This is a genomic window from Streptomyces sp. NPDC055815 (assembly GCF_053616475.1).
This window is the reverse complement of the sequence record NZ_JBSHDU010000064.1, coordinates 1-25756: the sequence shown is the minus strand read 5'-3', so window position 1 is coordinate 25756 and position 25756 is coordinate 1. Positions and strand designations below refer to the sequence as shown.

Below are 25756 nucleotides of genomic sequence, written 5' to 3'. Positions count from 1 at the left end.
CACTCCGCCGTCCCAAATCGGTCGTTACGGTAGCCTTCGCCGCTGGGTCGCGAGCAACCGGTGCACCGTCCCAGTGTCGCACCAGGAGGCGCGGATCCGCGGGAGCGCCCGGGCCGCGACACGCGGAGGGGCTGTTGGTGTCCCCAACCCAAGATCTAGTGGTTGGATGGCATCGACCACCCAGGGGTAGTGGTCCCCGGTCTGCCGGGGGTGCCCGTATCGCCTATGCTGGTGGTCGCTTCGAAGGGCCTTGACGGGCCGGCGAGGCTCGTCAGTCGTGCCGTGAGGAGGGTCGGAACCCATGCACTGCCCCTTCTGCAGGCACCCCGACAGCCGTGTCGTCGACAGTCGCACCACCGACGACGGGACGTCCATCCGACGCCGCCGCCAGTGCCCCGACTGCTCCCGTCGTTTCACGACGGTGGAGACGTGCTCGCTCATGGTGGTGAAGCGCTCCGGCGTCACCGAGCCCTTCAGCCGTACCAAGGTCATCTCCGGCGTCCGCAAGGCGTGCCAGGGGCGACCGGTCACCGAGGACGCCCTCGCCAAGCTCGGCCAGCGGGTCGAGGAGGCGGTGCGCGCCACCGGAAGCGCCGAGCTGACCACCCACGACGTGGGCCTGGCCATCCTCGGCCCCCTGCAGGAGCTCGACCTCGTCGCGTACCTGCGCTTCGCGTCCGTGTACAAGGCTTTCGACAGCCTCGAAGACTTCGAGGCCGCCATCGCGGAGCTCCGCGTGCGGCCTTCCGCTGAGAACCGCGGGACCGGTGTGACCCCTGAGGTCCCCGTTCCCGCCACCGCCGCCGACTGATCGGCGGACCGGGCCGTTCGACGGCCCGGCGTCCGGCCGCCGTGCGGCCCGGCAGACGTGCCCCGGGCGACCCCTGTGGTCCCTGTGGCAGCAGTACAGAACGACGTACAGAAGACGGTGCCCTGGGACTATCTGGGTGCCAAAGTGTGTTTTGCCCGTATATGGGAGGCGGCATGACAGAGACGGCGAGCGGCCCGGCACGTGGTTCCCGCACCAAGGGAGCCAAGTCGGCGAGCAAGGGCCTGCGTATCGAGCGCATCCACACCACCCCCGGCGTGCATCCGTACGACGAGGTGGCCTGGGAGCGCCGTGACGTCGTCATGACCAACTGGCGCGACGGCTCGATCAACTTCGAGCAGCGTGGCGTCGAGTTCCCCGACTTCTGGTCGGTGAACGCGGTCAACATCGTCACCAGCAAGTACTTCCGCGGTGCCGTCGGCACCCCGCAGCGCGAGACCGGTCTCAAGCAGCTCATCGACCGGATCGTGAAGACGTACACGAAGGCCGGCGAGGACTACGGCTACTTCGCCTCGCCCGCCGACGCCGAGATCTTCGAGCACGAGCTGGCCTACGCCCTCCTGCACCAGATCTTCAGCTTCAACTCGCCGGTGTGGTTCAACGTCGGCACGCCGCAGCCCCAGCAGGTCTCCGCCTGCTTCATCCTGTCCGTCGACGACTCCATGGAGTCCATCCTCGACTGGTACAAGGAAGAGGGCATGATCTTCAAGGGCGGCTCCGGCGCCGGCCTGAACCTCTCCCGCATCCGCTCCTCCAAGGAGCTGCTCTCCTCGGGCGGCAACGCCTCCGGCCCGGTCTCCTTCATGCGCGGCGCCGACGCCTCCGCGGGAACGATCAAGTCGGGCGGCGCCACCCGTCGCGCGGCCAAGATGGTCATCCTCGACGTCGACCACCCCGACATCGAGGACTTCATCGAGACCAAGGTCAAGGAGGAGGAGAAGATCCGCGCCCTCCGCGACGCGGGCTTCGACATGGACCTGGGCGGCGACGACATCACGTCCGTCCAGTACCAGAACGCCAACAACTCGGTCCGCGTGAACGACACGTTCATGAAGGCCGTCGAGTCCGGCGGCAAGTTCGGCCTCACCTCCCGCATGACCGGCGAGGTCATCGAGGAGGTCGACGCCAAGGCGCTCTTCCGCAAGATGGCCGAGGCCGCGTGGGCCTGCGCCGACCCGGGCATCCAGTACGACGACACGATCAACCACTGGCACACCTGCCCCGAGTCCGGCCGCATCAACGGTTCGAACCCGTGCAGCGAGTACATGCACCTGGACAACACGTCCTGCAACCTCGCCTCGCTGAACCTGATGAAGTTCCTCAAGGACGACGGCAAGGGCAACCAGTCCTTCGACGTCGAGCGCTTCGCCAAGGTCGTCGAGCTCGTCATCACCGCGATGGACATCTCCATCTGCTTCGCCGACTTCCCCACCCAGAAGATCGGCGAGAACACCCGCGCCTACCGCCAGCTCGGCATCGGCTACGCCAACCTCGGCGCCCTGCTGATGGCGACCGGCCACGCGTACGACTCCGACGGCGGCCGCGCCCTCGCCGGCGCCATCACCTCCCTGATGACCGGCACCTCGTACAAGCGCTCCGCCGAGCTCGCCGCGGTCGTCGGCGCGTACGACGGCTACGCCCTCAACGCCGAGCCGCACCAGCGCGTGATGCAGCAGCACGCCGACGAGAACACCAAGGCCGTCCGCATGGACGACCTGGACTCGCCGATCTGGGCCGCCGCCACGGAGGCCTGGCAGGACGTGATCCGCCTCGGCGCCAAGAACGGCTTCCGCAACGCCCAGGCCTCGGTCATCGCCCCCACCGGCACCATCGGTCTCGCGATGTCCTGCGACACCACCGGCCTCGAGCCCGACCTCGCCCTGGTCAAGTTCAAGAAGCTCGTCGGCGGCGGCTCGATGCAGATCGTCAACGGCACCGTCCCGCAGGCCCTGCGCCGCCTGGGCTACCAGGAGGAGCAGATCGAGGCGATCGTCGCCCACATCGCCGAGCACGGCAATGTGATCGACGCCCCCGGCCTGAAGACCGAGCACTACGAGGTCTTCGACTGCGCCATGGGCGAGCGTTCCATCTCCGCGATGGGCCACGTCCGCATGATGGCCGCCATCCAGCCGTGGATCTCCGGCGCCCTCTCCAAGACCGTGAACCTGCCGGAGACGGCCACGGTCGAGGACGTCGAGGAGGTCTACTTCGAGGCCTGGAAGATGGGCGTCAAGGCGCTCGCGATCTACCGCGACAACTGCAAGGTCGGCCAGCCGCTCTCCGCCAAGAAGAAGGAGGAGGAGAAGGCCGAGGTCACCGCGAAGTCCGAGGCGACGATCCGCGAGGCCGTCGAGAAGGTCGTCGAGTACCGCCCGGTCCGCAAGCGTCTGCCCAAGGGCCGCCCGGGGATCACCACCTCCTTCACCGTCGGTGGCGCCGAGGGCTACATGACCGCCAACTCCTACCCGGACGACGGTCTCGGCGAGGTCTTCCTGAAGATGTCGAAGCAGGGCTCCACCCTCGCCGGCATGATGGACGCCTTCTCCATCGCCGTCTCCGTGGGTCTGCAGTACGGCGTCCCGCTGGAGACGTACGTCTCGAAGTTCACCAACATGCGCTTCGAGCCGGCCGGCATGACGGACGACCCGGACGTGCGGATGGCGCAGTCGATCGTCGACTACATCTTCCGCCGCCTCGCGCTGGACTTCCTGCCCTTCGAGACCCGCTCCGCCCTCGGCATCCACTCGGCCGAGGAGCGCCAGCGTCACCTCGACACCGGCTCGTACGAGCAGCCCGAGGACGAGGACGTCGACGTCGAGGCCCTCGCCCAGTCCGCGCCCCGCGCCCAGGAGCTGAAGGCCGTCGCGGCCCCGGCCCCGAAGATCGAGGTCCCGGCTCCGAAGCAGGCCCACACCTCCGCGGAGCTCGTCGAGATGCAGCTCGGCATCAGCGCCGACGCCCCGCTCTGCTTCTCCTGCGGCACCAAGATGCAGCGGGCCGGCTCCTGCTACATCTGCGAGGGCTGCGGCTCGACCAGCGGCTGCAGCTGATGCCGGCCGGTGCGCTGAGCAGCGGAAGCCGCTGAGCGCACCGGACCGCCCGTGAGGGGGCGCCGACCACCGGTCGGCGCCCTTTTCGCATGTGCGGGCCGGTGTCAGGAGGCGGGGGAGCCCAGGACCGTGCCGAAGGTCCGCGGGTCGGCGTCGAAGCCGCGGCTGATCGAGCGGTACGACCAGCCGCCCGCGCCGTCGCGGGTGAATTCGACGACCGTCGCCGAGCGCGCCCCGGGGACGTCCGCGAAGTCGTGGGTCAGCAGGTCGGTGTAGCCCTCGCGGACCCGTATGCCCGTGTTCGCTATGTCGCCGAAGGTCAGCCGCCCGCCGCCCTGCTGTATGGCGACGCCCACCACCACGCGCGCGTACCGCGCGTCCAGCCGGTCCAGCTCCACGGTCATGGCCTCGTCGTAGCCGAACCCCTGCCCCGTACGGCTGTCGCGGTGGAGCGTGATCGTGCCGTCCGGGGAACGGCTGCCGAAGTGCACCAGATGGGCCGGCGCGCCGTACGGATCGTCCGTGGGGAAGACCCCGGCGACGAGATCCAGGTCGTGGGCCGGCGTGCCGGCCGGCGCGGGGTCCCACTTGAGCGTGACCTCGACGCGTGCCACCCCTTTGTTGAGTCCGCTCATGGTGCTTCCCCTCTCCGTGTGCGCCCCCGCGCACGCCCTCGCCTCGTACCGTCGACCCGTTCAAAAGCCCGTGGTCGTGGGCCGATTGCTCATGGTGTCATGTGCCTACGACAGAGGACCCGGCGCTTGAGGGGGAGAGCGGTTTGTGGAGCGGTGACGAGCTGGATCTCGACGCATATCTGGCTCGAATCGGATACGACAGCGAGCGGGACGGGGAACTCGCCCCCGACGTACGGACCTTGACGGCCCTTCACCGGGCGCACGTTTCGGCCATTCCGTTCGAGAACCTCGACGTCGCCCTCGGGCGGAACGTCCCCCTCGATCTGAAGAGCCTTCAGGGCAAGCTCGTCGAGCGGCGCCGGGGCGGCTACTGCTACGAGCAGAACTCCCTCCTCGCGGCCGTCCTCGAACGGATCGGCTTCCAGGTGGCCGGCCGCGGTGCCCGCAACCGCTCGCGGGGTGCCGCGCTGCCACCCGTCACCCACGCGCTTCTCGTGGTCACGGTCGAGGGTGAACAGTGGCTCGCCGACGTCGGGTTCGGCTGGCAGGGGCCGCTGGAGCCCGTGCCGCTGCGGGACGGCGCGCGCGTGGAGCAGGGCGGCTGGACGTTCGGCATCGGCGTCGAGGAGGAGGGCATCCATGTGCTGCGCTCGCTGCGGCCGGAGGGCTGGGCCGATCTGTACGCGTTCTCGCCGCAGACCCTCTACCCCGGTGACTTCACCGTCATGAACCACTACAGCTCCAGCCACCCGCAGTCACGTTTCCTCGGCCAGGTCGTGGCCCACCGGCCCGGCGCGGACGTGCGCAGGGCGCTGGTGCGCGAGCGTCTCTCCACGCTGCGTCCGGACGGAACCGCGGGGGAACGGACGGTGGGCGTGGCCGAGTTGGCGGCGACCCTGGAGGCCGAGTTCGGGATCGAACTGGACGACGAGGAGCGCGCCGGTCTGGAACGCGTGCACGCGGCGGGACTCTGACGGGGTCTGCCGGGGCGCTCTCCGGCCCCGTACGATGGCGCGGTGCTGGTCAAGTGGATTCGCTGCACCGTGATGGACCGTCGAGGGTTCGAGCGGGGGCAGCGGAAATGGGCGGGGCTGCTCGGTGAGCCGGGATTCCGGGGCCAGGGCGGCGGGTGGAGCCGGGGTCGCCCGGACGTCGCCCACATCTTCGCGTTCTGGGAGAGCCGTGCCTTCTACGACTCGTTCATGGCGCGGTCGCACGATCGGCTGGCCGCCTCCCAGGTGGGCACGTTCAAGGACATCCAGGTCAAGCTCTTCGACCACCGCTTCGACGTGAAGACGGGGTTCGAGCCGCGGTTCGCCGACGCCGACGTGGCACGGGTGGCGCACTGCCGGGTCCACGAGGGCCGTGCCGAGCACTTCGCGCTCATGCAGGAGAAGGTCTGGAATCCGGCCATGGCCGGCTCTCCCGGCATGCTGCGGGGCCTGTTCGGCGAGGCCCCCGGCAGCGAGTTCCTGGTGCTCTCCCTGTGGCAGTCCGCCGCCGAGCACGGAAAATACCGGGTCGAGCGGGTGGAGCGGCTCGGGCTGCGGGCCCGTACCGCGGCCGACGTGGCGGCGCTGAACGGCGACGTCGTGCAGCTCGAACCGTCCTGGACCGTCTGAGCCTCCCCGGGCACGTACCCCGGATGGACTCCGGGCGCCGCCTCGGCTGAGCCTGCCGGAGTGGGGCGATCTAGGGTCGGGGTATGGCAAGACCGCGGCGCATCGTTCTCGTACGGCACGGAGAGTCCGAGGGCAATGTCGATGACACGGTGTACGAACGCGAGCCCGACCACGCCCTGAGGCTGACCGAGACCGGGTGGCGGCAGGCCGAGGAGACGGGGGAGCGGCTGCGGAGGCTCTTCGGGGACGAGCCGGTCAGCGTCTACGTCTCGCCGTACCGCCGCACCCACGAGACCCTCCGGGCCTTCCGGCTCCCCGCGGAGCGGATACGGGTGCGGGAGGAGCCGAGGCTGCGTGAGCAGGACTGGGGCAACTGGCAGGAACGGGAGGACGTACGCCTGCAGAAGGCCTATCGGGACGCGTACGGGCACTTCTTCTACCGCTTCGCGCAGGGCGAGTCCGGTGCCGACGTGTACGACCGCGTCGGCGCCTTCCTGGAGAGCCTGTACCGCAGCTTCGAAGCGCCTGACCATCCGCCCAACGTCCTGCTCGTCACCCACGGGCTGACCATGCGGCTGTTCTGCATGCGCTGGTTCCACTGGACCGTCGCGGACTTCGAGTCGCTGTCGAATCCCGGCAACGCCGAGACCCGCACGCTCCTGCTCGGGGAGGACGGCAGATACCGCCTGGACAGGCCGTTCGAACGCTGGCGTACCCCGGAACCGTACGGCCCCACCGGATAGAGTGGCAGACCGATGACCGCTGACTCCTCACCCGACCGGCGCTTCGACCGCGCCCTGGCCAGCCTGCGCGGGCTGTCCGTGGGAGACGCCCTGGGCTCCCAGTTCTTCGTACCCGCCCACTACCCCCTGCTGAAGCGGCGCGAGCTGCCCGCCGGCCCCTGGCAGTGGACCGACGACACCGAGATGGCCTGCTCCGTCCTGGCCGTCCTCGCCCGCCACCACCGGATCGACCAGGACGCCCTGGCCCTGTCCTTCGCCGAGCACCACGACTTCGACCGGGGCTACGGCCCGGCGGTCAACCGGATGCTCCGGCTCATCCGGGAGGGCGGCGACTGGCGGGAACTGGCCGCCGCGCTCTTCAACGGGCAGGGATCCTGGGGCAACGGAGCCGCGATGCGGATCGCCCCGCTGGGCGCCTGGTACGCCGACGACCCCGAGCAGGCGACCCACCAGGCCGAGATCTCCGCGTACACCACCCACCAGCACCGGGAGGCCGTGGTCGGGGCCATGGCCGTCGCCGCCGCGGCCGCGCTCGCCGCCGACCCGGCCGGGCCGCCCACGCCCGAGGCGCTGCTCGACGGTGTCATCGCCCTCGTGCCGCGCAGCGCGGTCGGGGCGGGCCTGCGCAGGGCCCGCGACATGCTCGACTACGGCGACGCCAGCACGGTCGCCGCGGTGCTCGGCAGCGGACGGCGGACCAGCGCCCACGACACGGTCCCCTTCGCGCTCTGGTCCGCCGCGCGCGGGCTGGGTGACTTCGAGCGGGTGTTCTGGACGACCGCGCAGGTCGGCGGAGACGTCGACACGACCTGCGCCATCGCCGGGGGAGTGGTCGCCGCCGCGGCGGCCGGAGCGCCGCCGGAGGAGTGGCTGCGGCAGACCGAGGACCTTCCGGGATGGGTCCCGGACGGAACGGCCTGAGAGAGCGCGCTGTCCCCCGCCCCGACGGGGGGCGGGGGACAGCGGCGCTATCGGGTACGCGTGTGCGTGTGCGTGTGCGTGTACGTGCTCGGGCCTCAGGTACGCGCGTGCGTGCTGAGATCGCTGGTGCGCGTGGCGCGTGCTCGGGCCTCAGGAACGCGTGCGCGTGCGCAGGGCTGACGTACGCGTGCGCGTGCTCAGGCTGAGGTACGCGCGCGTGCTCAGGCCACCGGGCCCGCGGCCTCGGCGCGGCCGCTCAGTGCCTCCAGGTCGCTCTTGCGGACCCGGATCACCAGGACGGCCGTGACCAGGGCGATCAGCACCATGCCGACGGCGGCCGTGAAGGCCGAGGAGATGCCGGAGGTCAGCACCTCGTGGCCCCAGGGCGCGGGCAGCTCCTTCGTCTGCAGGGCCTCGGCCTGCTCCTTGGCCGTCGAGTGCGCGAGGAAGTCCGGCAGCTGCTTGTCGCTCTCCTCGCGGCTCGCCGTGCCGAAGACGGTGACCAGGATGGAGAGCCCGAGCGAGCCTCCGACCTGCTGGGTCGCGTTGAGCAGACCCGAGGCGGCGCCCGCCTCGTGCTGGGCGACCCCGGAGACGGCCGTGAGCGTGAGCGTCACGAAGTTGAGGCCCATGCCGAAGCCGAACACGATCATCGGGCCGAGCACCCCGACGACGTAACTGCTGTCCGACGAGATGAAGGTCAGCCAGAAGAGGCCGACGCCGGTGAGCGTCGCTCCGGTCACCATGAACGGCTTGGGGCCGAGGACCGGGAGCAGTCGCTGGGCGAGTCCCGCGCCGACGCCGATCGCCAGGGTCACCGGGAGGAAGGCGAGTCCGGCCTTGACCGGGCTGTAGTCCAGGACGTTCTGCACCCACAGCACGATGAAGAAGAACATGCCGAACATGGCGGCCGAGAGGCTGAGCATGATGACGTACGTGCCCGAGCGGTTGCGGTCCGCGAACATGCGCAGCGGGGTGATCGGCTCCTTGGCCTGCGACTCCACCACGGCGAAGGCCACGAGGAGGACCACCGCGGCGGCGAAGGAGCCGATGGTCAGGCCGTCCTTCCAGCCCTTCTCGGACGCCCGGATGAAGCCGTAGACCAGCGCCGCCATGCCCAGCGTCGACGTCGCCGCGCCCGCGATGTCGAAGCGGCCCGGGTGGCGCTCGGACTCGCTGATGTAGCGCGGGGTGAGGAAGGCGATCAGCAGGCCGATCGGCACGTTGACGAAGAAGACCCAGCGCCAGTCGAGCCACTCGGTGAGCGCTCCGCCGGCGAGCAGGCCGATCGCGCCGCCACCGGCGGAGACCGCGGCGAACACGCCGAACGCCCGGTTGCGCTCCGGTCCTTCGGGGAACGTCGTGGTGATCAGCGCGAGCGAGGTGGGCGAGGCTATCGCGCCGCCGACGCCCTGCAGGGCTCGCGCCGCGAGCAGCTGCCAGGGCTCCTGGGCGAAGCCGCCGAGCAGGGAGGCGAAGGTGAAGAGCAGGATTCCGGCCATGAACACCCGGCGGCGGCCGAGGATGTCGCCGGCGCGTCCGCCGAGGAGCAGCAGACCGCCGAAGGTGAGCGTGTAGGCGCTGAGCACCCACGACAGGTCGGTGGTCGAGAAGGAGAGCGCGTCCTGGATGTGCGGCAGCGCGATGTTCACGATGGTGGCGTCGAGGACGACCATCAGCTGGCAGGCGGCGATGACGGTCAAGGCGATGCCCGGCCGACCTGCGGCGCGAGCTGGCTCGTCCTTGGTCTGTGTGTCCACCGGAGAAGTTGTCACTATGGATCCCCCCACGGAAAATTAGTGAACGCACCCGTTCACTGTTCACCACGGTAGTGAGTCCCCCTCAGTGAACGCAACCGTTCACTGAGCACTGCCGACGAATCGAATCGCGTCAACGGAGAGATCCTGATGGTTACTTCGCGCTCCACGGCCGCCGCCCGGCCGGAAGGGGTGGCGCTGCGACGCCGCGGCCCCGTGCTCGAGCGGGCGATCCTGGAGGCCACGCTCGACCAGCTGGGCAGTGTCGGCTGGAGCGGCCTCACGATGGAGGGTGTCGCGGTCGGCGCGCAGACGGGCAAAGCCGCGGTGTACCGCCGGTGGCCGTCGAAGGAAGACCTCGTCGCGGACGCCCTCCAGGCCGGACTGCCGAAGCTCGACGAGGCTCCGGACACCGGCCTCGTGCGTGAGGATCTGTACGAGCTGTGCCGCCAGGTCCGCGACGTCATGTACTCCAAACCCGGCTTCGCCCTGCGTTCCGTGCTTCACGAATGCGATGCCGAGTCCGCCGAGCGCTTCCACGGGCTGATCGAGTCGGGTGTGATCGAACCGTCCAAGCGTCTCTTCCGGGACGTGCTGCAGCGCGGAATCGCACGCGGAGAGGTGCGCGCCGACGCGATCGACGATCTCGTCCTCGATGTCATCCCCGCCATGATGATGTACCGGTCCAAGGTGTGCGGAAGCGAATGGCCGGACAGTGAGATCGCCGATGTCATCGACCGGATCATGGTGCCGCTGCTGCGTGCCTGAGCGGGTCGGGCGCGGATCGGGGGGTCGGTCCGGGGCGGATCAGGGGCTGTTCGGGGGTGGCTCGTGGGCCTTTCGGGTCGGGCGGGCGGCCGGCTGTCGGGCCGGGATCCGGGCCGGCTGGGACGAGCCTCCGGGCGTCTGTGGCGAATCCGGGTATCGCGGGTGGCATCAGGCGGCGTAACCTGTCTGGCGCCATGCCGTACGAACCTCCCACCCACACCGTCGAGCGGTCGCTCCGAGCCACCACCGGCGCCAAGATCGTCGCCGGGGTCGACGAGGTCGGACGCGGGGCGTGGGCCGGCCCCGTCACGGTGTGCGCGGCCGTCACCGGCCTTCGCCGTCCCCCCGAGGGGCTCACCGACTCGAAGCTGCTCACCCCCAAGCGCCGGAACGCGCTGGCCGCGGAGCTCGAGGGCTGGGTCACCGCCTACGCGCTCGGCGACGCCTCTCCGCTGGAGATCGACGAACTCGGGATGACCGCGGCCCTGCGGCTCGCGGCCGTCCGGGCCCTCGAAGGCCTTCCCGTGCGGCCCGACGCGGTGATCCTGGACGGCAAGCACGACTACCTCGGCAGCCCCTGGCGGGTCCGTACGGTGATCAAGGGCGACCAGTCCTGCATCGCCGTCGCGGCGGCCTCCGTCATCGCGAAGGTTCGGCGCGACGCCCTCATGGCGGAGCTGGAGGCCGAGGGCGGTCCGTACGCGGCATACGCCTTCGCCGCCAACGCGGGCTACCCTTCGCCGGTCCACAAGGCGGCGCTCGCAGAGCTGGGGCCCACCCCGTACCACCGACTCTCCTGGTCGTACCTGGACGCGCTGCCCCAGTGGCGCCACCTCAAAAAGGTCCGCCTCTCCGCCGAGGCGGCCGCGCTGGAAAGCGGGGGCCAACTCGGCTTCGACTTCTGAACTTCCGGTCACGGGGGCCCTGTCCGAGGGCCGTTCACGCGGCCGGGGTGCACATGTGTGCCCACCCGCCGGTGCTCCACGCAGCGGCGTTTGATAGACATCCATTCATGCCTCTCATCCCCGAGGAGCCTCAGATTCACGAGAGCGCCCAGGGTCCCCGCGCCACCGCGGCCGCCGGCCGCCCCGCGTCGACCCCCCGTCCCGTACCCGGCCCGCGTTCCGCGGCCTCTCCGTGTCCCGGACGCCCCGGTCCCGGCCCGGCCAGGCCCGCGGCACCGGCGCCGCACCCCAACCCCGGTGCCGGGCAGTCTCCGGCCCAGCGCCAGGAGAATCGTTCCGACCGGCCGACCGGCCCGCAGCTCCAGCTGATCCCGGCTCCGGTCGACGGTGCGCTCGACGCCGCCGAAGAAGCCGTCGACCTGCTCCTGGAGAGCGGGCGGGCGCCCGGCGAGATCCTGGTGCTCACCACCGGCGACCCGCACCCCTGGGCAGCCCACGAGCTGTCCTTCGGCGAGGCCGCCTACTGGGCCCAACAGGACAGCGCAGACGACGTGTTCTTCGCTGACGCCGCCGCCGTGGAGCGGGCCGCCGCCCGCCCCGTGGTGATCGTCGCCGTCAACGGCGGAGACGAGGAGACGGCCGCCCGGGCCCTTCCGACGGCGATGACCCGCGCGGGCGCGCTGCTCGTCGTCTGCGGTGACCCGCAGCGCATCACGGCGCTCCTCGGAGCCGGCGCCGGCGTCTGACCGACCACCCCTCCGCCGGACCCCACCGGGCCCGGCGGGGGCCCGGTGCGATCTGCGTACGGCGGCCCGTCGCGGTCCGCGTGATCAGCGGGCGGCCGCGCGGCGCAGGGGTTCGGTCGCGCCGCTCGCGGTTCTCGGTGTGAGCAGGCCGAGTTCGGCCGGTCCGTCACCCAACGGCAGGGGCAGCGAGTCGGAGCTCGGCCGCCGGCCTCCCCGGCCCTCGCCGAGCACCTGCCAGCCTCCTCCGGTCAGCGTGATGTACGCGCCGCAGCGGAGCCCGTGCAGGGTGCAGGCGTCCCGGAGCCCCCACATCCAGGCTCCGTCCTCCTCCGTCCAGCGCTCGTCGCCGTCGCGGCAGTACAGCAGGACCGCGGTCCGCACGGGCGCGCGTCTGCGGAGGTCATGGGGAATGACCCGCCGCAGATGCGCGAGGAGCGCGTTGCGGAACTCCCAGCCGTCCGCCGCGACGGGGCGGCGGACGAACGAGGCGCTGGCGGCGAGCCGTTCCTCGTGGTCCAGGACGGCGATGACGGCCGTCGAGGGCGTGGGCGCGTGCCGGGAGTGAAGGCCGCTGACGACCTCACGAGGGTTGCGCAGCAGGGGAATCCCCGCCGCGGCCCACTCGGAGGGCTCGAGCATCCGAGCGAGGCGGCTGGCGGACTGGGACGACGATCTGAGCGAGGCGGCTGTGGGCGGAGCGAATCCGAGGGTCACGGTCCTCCCTTCGGATACGCGCCCGCTGGGCGGGCAAGGTCGGGTGAGGGCGCACCACGGCACAGTCCTTCCGGACCGCTGACGGGCCGTGCGAGGCGGTTTCCCAATTCTTGCGGGCCCGTGCGCGAGCGGCAACGAGCAATTGAGGCCGCTGACGGGATTGAGTCGGTATGCCACTCATATCCCTGCCCAGTCGCCCATTGTTCACTCCCCGTTTCCCCTCCTGTTTCACCCCTGGACGGCGAGCACCAGCGGAAACACCCCTTCCGCTCCGGCCCGTCGCAGCAGCCGCGCCGCCACCGCCAACGTCCAGCCGGTGTCGGAGAAGTCGTCCACCAGGAGAACCGGCCCTCCCGCGCCCGCCAGCCGCTCCGCCAGTTCCGGAGGGACCGTCAGGGTCCGCTGCAGGCCGACGACCCGCTGGGCACTGTTGGTCCGCGAGAGCCGGAGCTCCTCCGCCTCCGGCGCGTACTCCACCACGCCGAGGAAGGGCATCCTGCCGATCTCGGCGATCCGCTGCCCGAGCGAGCCCACCAGACGCGGCTTGCGGTGGGAGGCGACCGTGACCACACCGGCGGGCCGGGCCGGCGCGTCCGGCGCCCCGGAAGCCCAACCGCCCTGCCCCTTCGCCCAGTCCGCCAGCACGTGCACCACCGCCTGCACGACATCGTCCGGAACCGGCCCGTCCGGCGTGCCGTCGGCCAGCAGCGGACGCAGCCGGTTGCCCCAGCCGATGTCCGAGAGCCGCCCCAGGGCCCGGCCGCCGAACGACTGCTCCCCGGGCGGAATACGGCCCTTCAGGTCGACCCCGACCGCGGCGAGCCCGGTGGGCCACATCTTCCTGGGCTCGACCTCCACGCCGGGCCGCCCCAGCTCGCCCTTGGCCGCGTCCAGCGCCGTCTCGGACACCTTCGGGTCGAACCTGCTCCCCGCGCAGTTGTCGCAGCGGCCGCACGGGGCGGCCTCCTCGTCGTCCAACTGACGCCGCAGGAACTCCATCCGGCATCCGGTGGCCGCCGCGTAGTCGCGCATCGCCTGCTGCTCGGCGGCCCGCTGCCGCGCCACCCAGGCGTACCGCTCGGTGTCGTACACCCAGGGCCGGCCGGTGCTCTCCCAGCCGCCCTTCACCCGGTGCACCGCGCCGTCCACGTCCAGGACCTTGAGCATGGTCTCCAGCCGGGTCCTGCGGAGCTCGACCAGCGGCTCGAGGGCGGGCAGGGACAGGGGCCGGCCGGCCTGGGCCAGCACGTCGAGCGTGCGGCGCACCTGCTCCTCGGGCGGAAAGGCCACCGAGGCGAAGTAGCGCCAGATCGCCTCGTCCTCCTGACCGGGCAGCAGCAGCACCTCCGCGTGCTCCACGCCTCGCCCGGCCCGGCCCACCTGCTGGTAGTAGGCGATGGGGGAGGACGGCGACCCGAGATGCACCACGAAACCCAGGTCCGGCTTGTCGAAGCCCATGCCGAGGGCCGAGGTCGCCACGAGCGCCTTGACCCGGTTGGCCTGCAGATCGTCCTCGGCCTGCTGCCGGTCGGCGTTCTCCGTCCGGCCGGTGTAGGAGGACACGGTGTGCCCGCACTGGCGCAGGTAGGCGGTGACCTCGTCGGCCGCGGCGACCGTCAGCGTGTAGATGATGCCGGAGCCGGGCAGCTCGCCGAGATGGTCGGCGAGCCAGGCCAGCCGGTGTGCCGCGTCCGGCAGTCTGACCACGCCCAGACTCAGGCTCTCCCGGTCGAGCGGCCCGCGCAGGACGAGGGCGTCCGTGCCCGCGCCCGTGCCGAGCTGCTCGGCCACGTCCGCCGTCACCCGGGCGTTCGCCGTCGCCGTGGTGGCCAGCACCGGGACGCCGGAGGGCAGGTCGGCCAGCATCGTCCGCAGCCGGCGGTAGTCGGGCCGGAAGTCGTGGCCCCAGTCCGAGATGCAGTGCGCCTCGTCGACCACCAGCAGCCCGGTGGCGGCGGCGAGCCGGGGGAGCACCTGATCGCGGAAGTCGGGATTGTTGAGCCGCTCCGGGCTCACCAGGAGCACGTCCACCTCGCCGGAGGCGACTTCCTCCTGGACCGTCTCCCACTCCTCGGTGTTCGACGAGTTGATCGTCCGGGCGCGGATGCCCGCCCGGGCCGCGGCCTCCACCTGGTTGCGCATGAGCGCCAGTAGCGGGGAGACGATCACGGTCGGGCCGCTGCCGCGCTCACGGAGCAGCGAGGTCGCCACGAAGTAGACGGCCGACTTGCCCCAGCCGGTCCGCTGCACCACCAGGGCCCGGCGCCGGTCGGCGACCAGGGCCTCGATGGCCCGCCACTGGTCCTCGCGCAGTCTGGCCCTGCCGGTCGGGTCGGAGACGAGACGGGCGAGCACGGCATCGGCGGCGGCTCGGAGGGCGGCGCGGTCTTCCAGCGGAGCTGCTTGGGTCATGCCCTCCATGCAACCCGATGCCTCGGACATCGCGCGAATGAGAGAGCGAACCTGTGGACAACTCGGCGATGGACGGATGCCTCGTTCCAGGAGTTATCCACAGGGGTTTCGGATTTCGGAAGATCGCGAGACCGTCCTGACCATGAACGCGAACCACCACGAATCCAGTGGACTCTCCCGTACCCAGCGAATCACCCTGCGCGGCCCGGCGGAGCTGGCCGACGCCCTGCCGTTCGTGCTGGGCTTCCATCCCACCGACTCCGTCGTCCTGGTCGCCCTGCACGGCGAGCACGGCCGCTTCGGGGGCCGGGTCAGGCTCGGAATCCCGCGCTCGCCCCGGGAGTGGGCGTCCACCGCGGACCACCTCGCCGAGTGCCTCGTCGAGGGAGGCGCCCGGTCCGGCGCCCGGCCGGACGGCATCGTCGTCTTCCTGTGCCAGGACCCCGCAGCCGGCGAGACGGGCCGCAGGGTCATGGAGCGGCTGCGGCCCTTCGCGCAGCGGCTGCGGACCGCCTGCGGGGCCCTCGACATCCCCGTCTACGAGGCCCTGTGCATCTCCGACGGGCTCTACTTCTCGTACTGCTGTCCCGACCAGCGCTGCTGCCCGCCCGACGGCACCCCGCTCGCGCTCAGCGGCACCTCGGTGATGGCGGCGGCCGCCGCCTACGCCGGAGTGCAGGTGAGGGGCTCCCTGCGGGACATGGAGGCCCGGCTGAAGCCGCGCGGCGGTCCCGCGGACGAGGAGCAGCGGGCCGCTCTCGACCGGGCCGCGGCCTCGATCGTTCCCCGGATCCTCGAAGGAGCCGAGGCGCGGGGACGGGAGGAGGTGCGCGAAGCGACGCTGCGTCTCGCCCGCGAGGTCCTCCGCCGGTTCGTGAACCCGAAGAAGCCGGAGAACCCCGGGGGCCCGGAGGGGGCGAGGGGCCAGGTCGGCGCCGTGGGGGCGCTGGGCACGGCGACCCCGGTGCGGCAGGTCGCTCCCGGACGGTCCCCCGGTGGCACGGCCGCGGACGACGCGGCGGACGACGCGCTGATCACCGCCGACGAGGCGGCCGCCCTCGTCCTCGGCCTGCAGGACCGGGTCACCCGGGACCGCGCCGCCGAGTGGATGGAGGGCTGGGAGGGGACCGCCGCCCTGAGGCTCTGGCGCCTCCTCGCCCGGCGCTGCGTCACGCCCTACCAGGAGCATGCCGCCGCGCCCCTCACCCTCGCGGGCTGGACGGCCTGGTCCACGGGCGACGAGCCGAGCGCCCGGGTCGCCCTCGGACTCGCCCTCGATGCCGACCCGGAGTACGTCTTCGCCCGGCTGCTGCACCAGGCGTGCAACGAAGGCCTCGACCCCGAGTCGCTCCGGTCTTGTCTGAGGAGCGAGCGGGATACCCGGGCCGCCTCGGAACAGGAGGCCGCGTCGCCCTCCCGGCGGGTCCGGATGCGGGCCGGCCGCCGGCCGGGCACCCCGCTGAGCCTCAGGAAGCCGGGGCGTCAGACCGGTGGGAGCGAGCGCCGGACGAGGGCCGGTGTCCGCCCCGGCGGACCCGCCACCGGGAGGCCCGCGAGCGGGACTCCGCGGCCCGGCGGGCAGCGCGGCTCCAGGAGTGGCCGATGACGACCGTGACCCGGCCGCCCGCGAGCGCGTTCAGCTCTCTGGCGGAGTCGCACGAACCGTCCCGCCGACACCCCGCCGGCCGCCCGGTTCGCACAGAGAGCACCCCGTACCCGCCATGGCTCCCCCCGTCCCGGCCCCCGGCCGCCCCACCACCCCGCCGCCCGGACCCGCCGCCGGACACACGTCCGGTGCCGGCATCGCCTTCCCGCGCGCGACGCGGCCCGCGGAACTCCCCTCGGTGCACGGCGCGCTCGTCTGCGTGGCCCTGCCCGCCCTCGCCGTCTGCGCCGAGCACGGCCAGCTCACCGGGGAAGGACCCGAGGGGGTGTACGAGGCGGGGCGGCGGCTCCTGTCCCGCTGCGTCCTGCGGGTTGCGGGACGCGAACCCGTCGCGCTCCAGGGCCGCATGGCGGCCGCCGACCGGGCGGTGTTCCTCGGGTTCCTCCGCGTCCCCGGGGACGCGGGCCCCGACCCCACCCTCACCGTCGAACGCAGCCGCAGCGCCGACGGCACCGAACGCATCACCCTGCGCAGCGCCGCGGCACGGCCCCTGCGGCTTCCCGTGGAAGTCGCTCTGGGGACGGATCTCGCGGACCTGGGCGCGGTGGCGTCCGGCCGGAGCGGCCCCGACATCGCCGCGACCGTCCACGGCACCGGACTGCGATGGACCGGCACCGACGGCCGATCCGTCGCCGTCACGGCGGACCCGCCGCCCATGGACTCCCTGGCGGCGGCGGGAGTACTGCGCTGGGAAGCCGAGCTGGCACCGGGAGCGGCCTTCACCCTCCGGCTGCGCGTGCGAGGGTCTTCGCCCGCCCGGCCCACCGCCTCCACGGGCGCCGGCTCGGGACGGCCGGGCGGTCATCTCCTCGCCGAGGCCCGCGCCGAGGGCGACGACCCGCGGCCGGGAGAACTGCTCCGTACCTCCGTCGAGGACCTGCGGGCCCTGCTCCAGCGCGCCCCGGCCAACGCCGCGGACGTGTACGTCGCGGCCGGCGTCCCCTGGCGGTGCGGTCCCGTCACCTCCGAGGCGCTCTGGGCGGCCCGTATGGCCCTGCCCCTCGGGACCCGGCTCGCCGCCACCACCCTGCGCGCCCTCGGACGCACCCAACTGCCCGGCGGCGGAGCGGAGTCCGGCCGCCTCCAAGGACCCCTCAGGGACGGGGGCCCGCACCTTCCGCCCCGCTGCACGGGTATCGAGGCGACCCTCGCCTTCCCCGCCGTGCTCGCCGAGGCCCGCCGCTGGGGGCTCCCGTCCGCGGACCTGGACGAGCTGCTTCCCGTGGCGGAGCGCTGCCTCGACTGGCTCGGTCATACGACCGGCCGGAACGGCTTCGTGCCGGACCCGGGGCCCGCCGGGCCCTGGCGGGCCGAGACCCAGGCGCACGCCCACCGCGCCGCCCTGCTCGGTGCCGACCTCCTCGACGACTGCGGGCGGCCCGGGGGAGATGCCCTGCGCGAAGTTGCCAGGACCCTGCGCGAGCGGTTCCGGCGGGAATTCTGGCTCGACGACCCGGCGGGCGGCCGCCCGGCCGTCGCCCGCGCACCGGAGGGCCGGACCTGGTCCCAGCTGGGCGGCTGGGCCGCGCACCTGCTCGACACCGGGCTGCTGGGCGGCGGCCGGCACGCGCCCGGCCTCCTGGACGGGAGGCAGACCGAACAGCTGGCCAGACTGCTCGGCACCCCGGCGCTCGACTCCGGCTGGGGGCTGCGCAGTCTCGGGACGAAGGAGCCGGGTCACAACCCCTTCGGGCACCGCGCCGGAGCGGTTCGGGTGCATGAGACGGCGGTCGCGGTGGCGGGTCTCGCCGCCGCCGGTCACGAGAAGGAGGCGGCCTCCCTGCTGCGGGGGCTGCTGGACGCGGCGGAGGCCTTCACCCACCGGCTCCCCGAGATGTACGCCGGAGAACAGCGGACGACCGGCGGCCGCCCGGTGCCGCACCCGGCGGCATGCCGGCCGGCGGCCGTCGCGGCCGCCGGAGCCGTCCACGCGCTGCTCGCGCTCGCGGGCGTCCGGCCCGACGTGCCGGGAGGCTCCGTCTCGGTGCACCCGCTGGCCTCGGCCCCGCTCGGCGCGATCCGCCTGTCGGGGCTCCTGGTCGCCGGCGAACCCTTCGCCGTGCGGGTCGGAAGGCTGGGTCTCGGTATGGTCGAGGAGGCCGCAGAGGGCCTTCAACTGGGGGTGTGACGGGATGCCGGGCACGGAGACGAGGGAAGCCTCACGACGCGGCGAGGAAGTGGTGGCCGATGCTTCCGCGGGGCGTGTTTATCGTCAGGAAGACGACTATGATCGCGGCATGCCTCCCTACGACCCGTCGGCCTTTCCTCCCTTCGCCGTGACCGTCGACCTGGTCGTGCTCACCGTGCGGCGCCACGCACTGTGCACCCTCGTCGTACGGCGAGGAGAGTCGCCGTACCAGGGGCGTTGGGCGCTGCCCGGCGGCTTCGTACAGGCGGAGGAGGACCTGGGCGCCGCGGCGGCGCGCGAGCTGGTCGAGGAGACCGGCCTCTGCGCCCACGATCCGGCCGCCCCGCCGCCCGTGCCGAGCAACGGCGCGCACCTGGAGCAGCTGGCGACGTACGGGGCGCCGGACCGGGACCCGCGCATGCGGGTGGTGAGCGTCGCGCACCTCGCGCTGGCGCCGGACCTTCCCGCGCCGCGCGCCGGCGGCGACGCGAACAGCGCCCGCTGGGCCCCGGTCGAGGAGCTCCTCGGTGAGGACGTGGCCGCCGTGGCCGAGGACGGAGGGCCGGGGGCGCTCGCCTTCGACCACGCCCGGATCCTCGCGGACGGGGTGGAGCGCGCCCGCTCCAAGATCGAGTACTCCTCCCTGGCCACGGCCTTCTGCCCGCCGGAGTTCACGGTCGGCGAGCTGCGACGCGTGTACGAGGCGGTCTGGGGCGTCTCCCTCGATCCGCGCAACTTCCACCGCAAGGTGACCGGCACGCCCGGATTCCTCGTCCCGGCCGGGGGCACCACGACCCGTCAGGGAGGGCGCCCCGCACAGCTCTTCCGGGCAGGTGGGGCCACTCTTCTCAACCCGCCGATGCTGCGCCCCGAGGTCTGAGAAGCGTGCGCATCCGGCACCCCTGGACGCCAACCATGCGCCGAAAGTCCGAAATGTAGCGTTATCTTGCTGCGGTAGCGCCGCCCTGCCGCGGAGCGGTGTCACCTACCGCGAGAGAAGCGATGCTCCAGGCAATCGGACTGACCAGTACTCCCCGCCGCGACCGCCCGCCCGCCGTGGACGATCTGTCCTTCGAGGCACGGCCGGGCGCCGTGACCGCTCTCCTCGGCCCCCGGGGATCCGGCAAGACCACCGCCCTCCGGCTCATGCTCGAACTCGAGCCGGGCCGCGGGATCACCTACTTCCGCGGCCGGCCGCTGCACCGTGTCGCCCACCCCCCTCGCGAGGTCGGCGTACTCCTCGGCGACGTCCCCGGACACCCCTCCCGCACCCTCCGGGGCCAGCTCCGGATGCTCTGCGCCGCCACGGGAGTTCCCGCGGCCCGGGCCGAGGAGCTGGTGCGGACCGTGGGCCTCACCGGCCTGGAGCGCCGGCGGATCGGCACCCTGCCGATCGGCGCCGACCGCCGACTCGGGCTCGCCTCGGCCCTGTTGGGCGCCCCCCACACCCTGCTCCTCGACGAACCGGCCGCGGGTCTCTCCGTACCCGAGAGCGGATGGCTGTACGAGCTGCTGCGGGCGCACGCCGCCGAGGGCGGAACCGTGCTGTACACCACGGAGGACCCCAAGGATGCCGCCCGCAACGCCGACCGGGTCGTCACCCTCGAAGGCGGCCGGCTCGTCGCGGACCAGGACGCCGTCGAGTTCGCCCGCACCCGCCTGCGCCCCCGGGTCGTCGTCCGCACGCCGCACGCCGCGCGCCTGGCCGCGGCCGTGACCCAGGAGGCCAGAGCCGCCCGCCGGGCCGTCGAGGTGGTCGCCGAGGACGGCAACCGCCTGTCCGTCTACGGCAGCGACTGCGCGGCCGTCGGCGACACCGCCTTCCGGCACGGCGTACCGGTCCACCGTCTGGCCGAGGAGAGAGGAGGCGACGGCGGCGCCGGTCGTGACCACGGTGCCGCGCGGACCCATGAAGGCGAGGAGCCGGCGACGCCCCGGAGCCGCGCCGTCGGGTCGGCGTCCGGGGGAGCGGAGCGCGAGGCCCCGGGCGGCAGGCGAGGTGCCGCGCGGAGGCCCGTTCGCTCGCCGCTCCGACCGCTGCGGTACGAGCTCCACCGGCTCCTGGGCGTGCCGTCCACCCCGCTCGTCGTGACCGGCGTCCTGCTGGTCTCCGTGACGCTCGCCCTGCTCCTCGGGCGTGGCGGCCGCGCCGAGCTGCCCGCCGTCCTCGCCGGCTGGCCCGCGATCTCCCCGCTGCCGCCCGCGGCCGTCGGCGCCGGGCTGATCGGCGCGTTCTCCTTCGGCGAGGAGTACCGCTATCCCGCGCTCACCTCCGGACGCGGAGCCGTGCCCCGCAGACCGGGTCTGCTGCTCGCGAAGCTCGCCGTCGCGGCGGTCGTCGCCCTCGCGCTCGGGGTGCTCGTCGTGGCGGTCGACCTGGAGGTGCTGCGGTTCGTCTACGGCGGCGAGTTGGTTCCCGTGCCGAAGAACTGGCCGACTCTAGCGGCGAGTTGGCTGGGTCTGGTGGTCGGCTGCGCGTGGGCCGGGCTGCTCGGCGCGGGAGTGTTCCGGGCCGCGGCGGCGGGAGTGGCGGCGGTGCTCGCGGTACCGGTCGCCTTCGTTCCGCTGTTGCAGAAGGTGCTGACGGGGCCGTCGGTGCGCTCCGCGGCCGGACTTCCCGCACGGCTGCGCGAGTTCGCCGGTCCGCAGTGGTCCCCGGCCCTGGACCGGTGGCTGGCGGGGGTGCTGAGGGTGGTCGGTCAGCCCGCGGGAGTGGCGCTCTCGCTGACGTTGACGGGACTGCTCTGCGCCTATCTGTTCACCGGCCTTCGCCGTAAGGCCCGTTGGTGATCATTTGTGGACCGAAAGGTTCCGTTTCCCCGTCAACTGCCTTGAAATCTGCCGCATATGTCCGATTAATCGTCAATTGTGTAGGGGGTGCCGATCACCCTTTCGTGTGCTTTTCACCAAAGACCTCAAGGGTCACGGAAGCAACGCCGACAAAGGATGCGTGAGTACCCTTGCGCACACCATGATGACCGCCGCCCGCCCCGTCGACTCCGGCCTCGGCGCCCCGGGCGATCTCGACCGCTACCCCTACACGGAGGCGCCCGCCGCCGGCCGCGTGGGCCCGCCCTCCTGGGAGGGGGTGGACACCGACCTGGGTCGCGTAGGCCGCCGGTCCGCCGGGAACCGGGGGCGCGGGCTGCACGGCCAGCTCGTCCAGCAGCTCGGCCAGATGATCGTCTCCGGCGACCTCGGGGCCGACCGCCCGCTGGTCCCCGAGGAGATCGGCCAGCGGTTCGAGGTCTCGCGCACCGTCGTGCGCGAGTCGCTGCGCGTGCTGGAGGCGAAGGGGCTCGTCAGCGCCCGCCCGAACGTCGGTACGCGGGTCAGGCCGGTCAGCGACTGGAACCTCCTCGACCCCGACATCATCGAGTGGCGCGCCTTCGGCCCGCAGCGCGACGACCAGCGCCGCGAGCTGAACGAGCTGCGGTGGACGATCGAGCCCCTGGCCGCCCGCCTCGCCGCGGGACACGGCCGTGAGGACGTGCAGCAGCGCCTCGCCGACATGGTCGAGATCATGGGGCACGCCTTCGCCCAGGGCGACGGCATCACCTTCTCGCGGGCCGACACGGAGTTCCACACCCTCCTCATCCAGCTGGCCGGGAACCGCATGCTGGAGCACCTCTCCGGCATCGTCGCCGCCGCGCTCCAGGTCTCCGGCGGCCCCGTCACCGGCTGCGACCGGCCGAGCGAGGCCTGCCTCGCGCACCACGCCCGGATCGTGGACGCACTGGCCACCGGGGACGCCCACGGCGCCGAGAACGCGATGCGGCAGCTGCTCACGGTCCACCCCGAGGTGGAGCGCGTCGTTCCCGCCCCCCGCGAACACTGACCCGCGGGCCGTGGCCGGGAGCGCGGAGGCGCACGCACCGCGTGCCGCCGGGTCCGAGCACCACCCGGGGACCCGACAGGGTCTCCCCGGGCGGCGCCCGGGTTCCGGCGGCACGAATGTGCCGTAATCGACCGCTCTGGGCGTTTCGTCGCACATGGGGTGTGACTCGGGCCACGAAGATTGGGCGTAACACTCCTCCGAGCCGTGCGATGACCTAAGAGGTGACAGCCGAGGAAGGAATACAGCAGCCCGTGGAGGCGCTGTGCAGTTCCCCGGTCCAGCCCGCGCCGTCGGCACATTCCCCGTCGACGGTCGTCGGCTCCAGCCCGATCCAGGGCGGGGCCGGAAGCCGTTTCCATCGTTCCGAGAGGTTGTTCGTGTCGGCCAGCACATCCCGTACGCTCCCGCCGGAGATCGCCGAGTCCGAGTCTGTGATGGCGCTCATCGAGCGGGGAAAGGCTGATGGGCAGATCGCCGGCGATGACGTGCGTCGGGCCTTCGAAGCTGACCAGATTCCGCCAACCCAGTGGAAGAATGTTCTGCGCAGCCTCAATCAGATCCTCGAGGAAGAGGGTGTGACGCTGATGGTCAGTGCAGCGGAGTCGCCGAAGCGCGCCCGCAAGAGCGTCGCAGCGAAGAGCCCGGCCAAGCGCACCGCCACCAAGACCGTCACCGCCAGGACGACCGTGACGAAGACCACCGTCTCGGCCTCCGCGGCCCCTGCGGCCGAGGGCACCGACCCGGCCGACGAGGCCGGATCGCCCGCCAAGAAGGCGGCCGCGAAGAAGACCGTCGCCAAGAAGGCGGTCGCCAAGAAGACCGTCGCCAAGAAGACGGCGGCCAAGAAGACCACGTCCAAGAAGGACGCCGACGAGCTCATCGAGGGCGAGGAGCTCCTCGAGGACGTCGCGCCCGGCAAGGGTGAGGACGAGGAGACCGAGGGCGAGAGCAAGGGCTTCGTCCTGTCCGACGAGGACGAGGACGACGCTCCGGCGCAGCAGGTCGCCGTCGCCGGTGCCACCGCCGACCCGGTCAAGGACTACCTGAAGCAGATCGGTAAGGTCCCGCTGCTCAACGCCGAGCAGGAGGTCGAGCTCGCCAAGCGCATCGAGGCCGGTCTGTTCGCCGAGGACAAGCTCGCGAACTCCGACAAGCTCGCCCCGAAGCTCAAGCGCGAGCTGGAGATCATCGCCGAGGACGGCCGCCGGGCCAAGAACCACCTCCTGGAGGCCAACCTCCGTCTGGTGGTCTCGCTGGCCAAGCGCTACACCGGCCGCGGCATGCTCTTCCTGGACCTGATCCAGGAGGGCAACCTGGGTCTGATCCGCGCCGTCGAGAAGTTCGACTACACCAAGGGCTACAAGTTCTCCACGTACGCCACCTGGTGGATCCGTCAGGCGATCACCCGCGCCATGGCCGACCAGGCCCGCACCATCCGTATCCCGGTGCACATGGTCGAGGTCATCAACAAGCTCGCGCGCGTCCAGCGCCAGATGCTCCAGGACCTGGGCCGTGAGCCCACCCCGGAGGAGCTGGCCAAGGAGCTCGACATGACCCCCGAGAAGGTCATCGAGGTCCAGAAGTACGGCCGTGAGCCGATCTCCCTCCACACCCCGCTGGGTGAGGACGGCGACAGCGAGTTCGGCGACCTCATCGAGGACTCCGAGGCGGTCGTGCCGGCCGACGCGGTCAGCTTCACCCTGCTCCAGGAGCAGCTGCACTCCGTTCTCGACACGCTCTCCGAGCGTGAGGCGGGCGTCGTCTCCATGCGCTTCGGCCTCACCGACGGCCAGCCGAAGACGCTCGACGAGATCGGCAAGGTCTACGGCGTGACGCGAGAGCGGATCCGTCAGATCGAGTCGAAGACGATGTCGAAGCTCCGTCACCCGTCGCGCTCGCAGGTCCTGCGCGACTACCTCGACTGATCCGTACGAGGGACGCAGCAGCACACGGAAGGGCCCGGTTCCCCGAGAGGGGGAGCCGGGTCCTCCGGCTTTGCGCGGGTGCACGGCGGGGACAGGTGCTGGACGCTGGGTGAACCGACATCACCCGAGAGTCAGGAGGCTCCATGCGTGGTTCCCTCATCCGAGCATTGACGGGTGCTCTGGGCCTGATGACCGCGGCGGCCGGACAGCTCGCCACCGCCGGTCCCGTGGCCGCCGACAGCGTCGTGGTGGGTGGCCGGCCGGCCCAGATCACGGACGCGCCGTGGGTCGTGGCGCTGTCCAGCCGTGACCGGTTCGGGGGTACGCGCGCGGGGCAGTTCTGCGGAGGTGTGGCCGTCGCCCCCACCAAGGTGCTCACGGCGGCCCACTGCCTCGGCCGTGAGGTGCTCGGCGGCGAGCCGTGGGAGGTGCGCGACTTCGTGGTCATCGCGGGCCGTGCGGCGCTCCGCGGACAGGAGGGACAGGAGGTCCGGATCTCGGACACCTGGATCAACCCCGACTACGACCCGACGACGAACTCGGGCGACCTGGCCGTACTGACGCTCGTCAGCCCGCTGCCGCAGTCGTACGTGATCGGTGTCGCCCGCTCCGGAGACGCGGCGTACGCGCCGGGGACGGAGGCGGACGTCTACGGCTGGGGCGACACGACGGGCAACGGGGCCTACGCCTCGACGCTCCGGACGGCACGCGTCCAGGTGCTGCCGGACACGGCGTGCGAGCGGGCGTACCCGGGCGGTTTCGGCGTCCGCTACCAGCGCGGGACGATGCTGTGCGCGGGCGACCCGCAGGGCGGGAAGGACGCCTGCCAGGGCGACAGCGGCGGCCCGCTGGTGGCCAAGGGGCTCCTGGTCGGCCTGGTGTCCTGGGGCAGCGGCTGCGGGCAGGCCGAGAACCCGGGCGTCTACACACGCGTCTCGGAGGTGCTGCCGGCACGCTTCTGAGCCGAGGGATACGAGAACGGGCGGCCACCCCCTGGAATCTGGGGTGACCGCCCGCCGTCCGATCAGCGCGACCGGCCCTGGGCTCGTCGTGGATGGCGCGTCAGGCGTGGTCCTCGCCCTGCGTGCGGGCCGGCA

At 72.2% G+C, this 25756-nt stretch carries 20 protein-coding genes; 16 read left to right on the top strand and 4 right to left on the bottom strand.

Annotated elements, in window-relative coordinates; translation table 11 throughout:
* Positions 1-301: 301 nt before the first annotated feature.
* A complete protein-coding gene (nrdR, locus tag ACWGN5_RS31305) occupies positions 302-811 on the top strand; it encodes a transcriptional regulator NrdR (protein ID WP_453521428.1) in 510 nt (169 codons plus the stop codon).
* A gap of 173 nt (positions 812-984) precedes the next feature.
* Positions 985-3879: a vitamin B12-dependent ribonucleotide reductase gene (locus tag ACWGN5_RS31300; RefSeq protein ID WP_453521426.1), complete on the top strand. Its 2895-nt coding sequence runs from the start codon at positions 985-987 to the stop codon at positions 3877-3879.
* A gap of 104 nt (positions 3880-3983) precedes the next feature.
* On the opposite strand, the gene ACWGN5_RS31295 is transcribed toward ACWGN5_RS31300, so the two are convergent.
* Positions 3984-4514, bottom strand: a complete 531-nt coding sequence (locus tag ACWGN5_RS31295; protein ID WP_453521423.1) for a TerD family protein — start codon at positions 4512-4514, stop codon at positions 3984-3986.
* Positions 4515-4615: 101 nt separating this feature from the next.
* Between ACWGN5_RS31295 and ACWGN5_RS31290 the strand changes: the two genes are divergently transcribed.
* From ACWGN5_RS31290 to ACWGN5_RS31275, 4 genes are all read left to right on the top strand, one after another.
* Positions 4616-5488, top strand: a complete 873-nt coding sequence (locus ACWGN5_RS31290) for an arylamine N-acetyltransferase family protein (RefSeq protein WP_453521421.1) — start codon at positions 4616-4618, stop codon at positions 5486-5488.
* A gap of 42 nt (positions 5489-5530) precedes the next feature.
* Positions 5531-6136 carry a YdbC family protein gene (locus ACWGN5_RS31285; RefSeq protein ID WP_453521419.1) on the top strand — a complete coding sequence of 202 codons (606 nt, stop codon included), beginning with the start codon at positions 5531-5533 and terminating at the stop codon, positions 6134-6136.
* Positions 6137-6219: 83 nt separating this feature from the next.
* On the top strand, positions 6220-6879 hold the full coding sequence (locus ACWGN5_RS31280; protein ID WP_453521416.1) for a histidine phosphatase family protein: 660 nt from the start codon (positions 6220-6222) through the stop codon (positions 6877-6879).
* Positions 6880-6891: 12 nt separating this feature from the next.
* Positions 6892-7800 (top strand): ADP-ribosylglycohydrolase family protein, encoded by a 909-nt coding sequence (locus tag ACWGN5_RS31275; RefSeq protein WP_453521414.1) that lies wholly within the window; start codon positions 6892-6894, stop codon positions 7798-7800.
* 221 nt (positions 7801-8021) lie between these two features.
* Here ACWGN5_RS31275 and ACWGN5_RS31270 read toward each other — a convergent pair whose 3' ends face one another.
* Complete coding sequence (locus ACWGN5_RS31270; RefSeq protein WP_453521412.1) at positions 8022-9575, bottom strand: MFS transporter; 1554 nt, start codon at positions 9573-9575, stop codon at positions 8022-8024.
* Positions 9576-9707: 132 nt separating this feature from the next.
* Here ACWGN5_RS31270 and ACWGN5_RS31265 point away from each other — a divergent pair, with 132 nt between their 5' ends.
* The 3 genes from ACWGN5_RS31265 (at position 9708) to ACWGN5_RS31255 (ending at position 11976) form a co-directional block, all read left to right on the top strand.
* Positions 9708-10325 (top strand): TetR/AcrR family transcriptional regulator, encoded by a 618-nt coding sequence (locus ACWGN5_RS31265; RefSeq protein WP_453521410.1) that lies wholly within the window; start codon positions 9708-9710, stop codon positions 10323-10325.
* A gap of 194 nt (positions 10326-10519) precedes the next feature.
* A complete protein-coding gene (locus ACWGN5_RS31260) occupies positions 10520-11230 on the top strand; it encodes a ribonuclease HII (protein ID WP_453521408.1) in 711 nt (236 codons plus the stop codon).
* Between the two features lie 107 nt (positions 11231-11337).
* Complete coding sequence (locus ACWGN5_RS31255) at positions 11338-11976, top strand: hypothetical protein (RefSeq protein ID WP_453521407.1); 639 nt, start codon at positions 11338-11340, stop codon at positions 11974-11976.
* 84 nt (positions 11977-12060) lie between these two features.
* Here ACWGN5_RS31255 and ACWGN5_RS31250 read toward each other — a convergent pair whose 3' ends face one another.
* Together ACWGN5_RS31250 and ACWGN5_RS31245 are read right to left on the bottom strand one after the other, a co-directional pair.
* Positions 12061-12690, bottom strand: a complete 630-nt coding sequence (locus ACWGN5_RS31250; protein WP_453521404.1) for a hypothetical protein — start codon at positions 12688-12690, stop codon at positions 12061-12063.
* Between the two features lie 228 nt (positions 12691-12918).
* Positions 12919-15102, bottom strand: coding sequence for a RecQ family ATP-dependent DNA helicase (locus tag ACWGN5_RS31245; RefSeq protein WP_453521401.1), 2184 nt, complete (start codon positions 15100-15102; stop codon positions 12919-12921).
* Between the two features lie 142 nt (positions 15103-15244).
* Between ACWGN5_RS31245 and ACWGN5_RS31240 the strand changes: the two genes are divergently transcribed.
* The 7 genes from ACWGN5_RS31240 to ACWGN5_RS31210 all read left to right on the top strand — a co-directional run bounded on the left by ACWGN5_RS31240 (position 15245) and on the right by ACWGN5_RS31210 (position 25621).
* Positions 15245-16708, top strand: coding sequence for a DUF4192 domain-containing protein (locus ACWGN5_RS31240; protein WP_453521398.1), 1464 nt, complete (start codon positions 15245-15247; stop codon positions 16706-16708).
* A 115-nt stretch (positions 16709-16823) separates the two neighbouring features.
* Positions 16824-18896: a glycogen debranching N-terminal domain-containing protein gene (locus ACWGN5_RS31235; protein ID WP_453521396.1), complete on the top strand. Its 2073-nt coding sequence runs from the start codon at positions 16824-16826 to the stop codon at positions 18894-18896.
* Positions 18897-19005: 109 nt separating this feature from the next.
* Positions 19006-19776: an NUDIX hydrolase gene (locus ACWGN5_RS31230; RefSeq protein ID WP_453521393.1), complete on the top strand. Its 771-nt coding sequence runs from the start codon at positions 19006-19008 to the stop codon at positions 19774-19776.
* Between the two features lie 122 nt (positions 19777-19898).
* Positions 19899-21686: an ATP-binding cassette domain-containing protein gene (locus ACWGN5_RS31225; protein ID WP_453521391.1), complete on the top strand. Its 1788-nt coding sequence runs from the start codon at positions 19899-19901 to the stop codon at positions 21684-21686.
* 160 nt (positions 21687-21846) lie between these two features.
* A complete protein-coding gene (locus tag ACWGN5_RS31220) occupies positions 21847-22734 on the top strand; it encodes a FadR/GntR family transcriptional regulator (protein WP_453521388.1) in 888 nt (295 codons plus the stop codon).
* Between the two features lie 377 nt (positions 22735-23111).
* Positions 23112-24659 (top strand): RNA polymerase sigma factor, encoded by a 1548-nt coding sequence (locus ACWGN5_RS31215; protein WP_453521385.1) that lies wholly within the window; start codon positions 23112-23114, stop codon positions 24657-24659.
* A 143-nt stretch (positions 24660-24802) separates the two neighbouring features.
* Entirely contained in the window at positions 24803-25621 is an 819-nt protein-coding gene (locus ACWGN5_RS31210; RefSeq protein WP_453521383.1) for a S1 family serine peptidase, read from the top strand.
* The last annotated feature ends 135 nt before the right edge of the window (positions 25622-25756 follow it).

Excerpts from the sequence above, each read along its gene's own strand:
- ACWGN5_RS31260 (WP_453521408.1), top strand. The coding sequence starts at position 10,520 with ATGCCGTACGAACCTCCCACCCACACCGTCGAGCGGTCGCTCCGAGCC.
- ACWGN5_RS31295 (WP_453521423.1), bottom strand. The coding sequence starts at position 4,514 with ATGAGCGGACTCAACAAAGGGGTGGCACGCGTCGAGGTCACGCTCAAG.
- ACWGN5_RS31265 (WP_453521410.1), top strand. The coding sequence starts at position 9,708 with ATGGTTACTTCGCGCTCCACGGCCGCCGCCCGGCCGGAAGGGGTGGCG.
- ACWGN5_RS31210 (WP_453521383.1), top strand. The coding sequence starts at position 24,803 with ATGCGTGGTTCCCTCATCCGAGCATTGACGGGTGCTCTGGGCCTGATG.
- ACWGN5_RS31240 (WP_453521398.1), top strand. The coding sequence starts at position 15,245 with ATGAACGCGAACCACCACGAATCCAGTGGACTCTCCCGTACCCAGCGA.
- ACWGN5_RS31300 (WP_453521426.1), top strand. The coding sequence starts at position 985 with ATGACAGAGACGGCGAGCGGCCCGGCACGTGGTTCCCGCACCAAGGGA.
- ACWGN5_RS31275 (WP_453521414.1), top strand. The coding sequence starts at position 6,892 with ATGACCGCTGACTCCTCACCCGACCGGCGCTTCGACCGCGCCCTGGCC.
- ACWGN5_RS31255 (WP_453521407.1), top strand. The coding sequence starts at position 11,338 with ATGCCTCTCATCCCCGAGGAGCCTCAGATTCACGAGAGCGCCCAGGGT.
- ACWGN5_RS31230 (WP_453521393.1), top strand. The coding sequence starts at position 19,006 with ATGCCTCCCTACGACCCGTCGGCCTTTCCTCCCTTCGCCGTGACCGTC.
- nrdR (WP_453521428.1), top strand. The coding sequence starts at position 302 with ATGCACTGCCCCTTCTGCAGGCACCCCGACAGCCGTGTCGTCGACAGT.
- ACWGN5_RS31245 (WP_453521401.1), bottom strand. The coding sequence starts at position 15,102 with ATGACCCAAGCAGCTCCGCTGGAAGACCGCGCCGCCCTCCGAGCCGCC.
- ACWGN5_RS31280 (WP_453521416.1), top strand. The coding sequence starts at position 6,220 with ATGGCAAGACCGCGGCGCATCGTTCTCGTACGGCACGGAGAGTCCGAG.
- ACWGN5_RS31235 (WP_453521396.1), top strand. The coding sequence starts at position 16,824 with ATGGCTCCCCCCGTCCCGGCCCCCGGCCGCCCCACCACCCCGCCGCCC.
- ACWGN5_RS31225 (WP_453521391.1), top strand. The coding sequence starts at position 19,899 with ATGCTCCAGGCAATCGGACTGACCAGTACTCCCCGCCGCGACCGCCCG.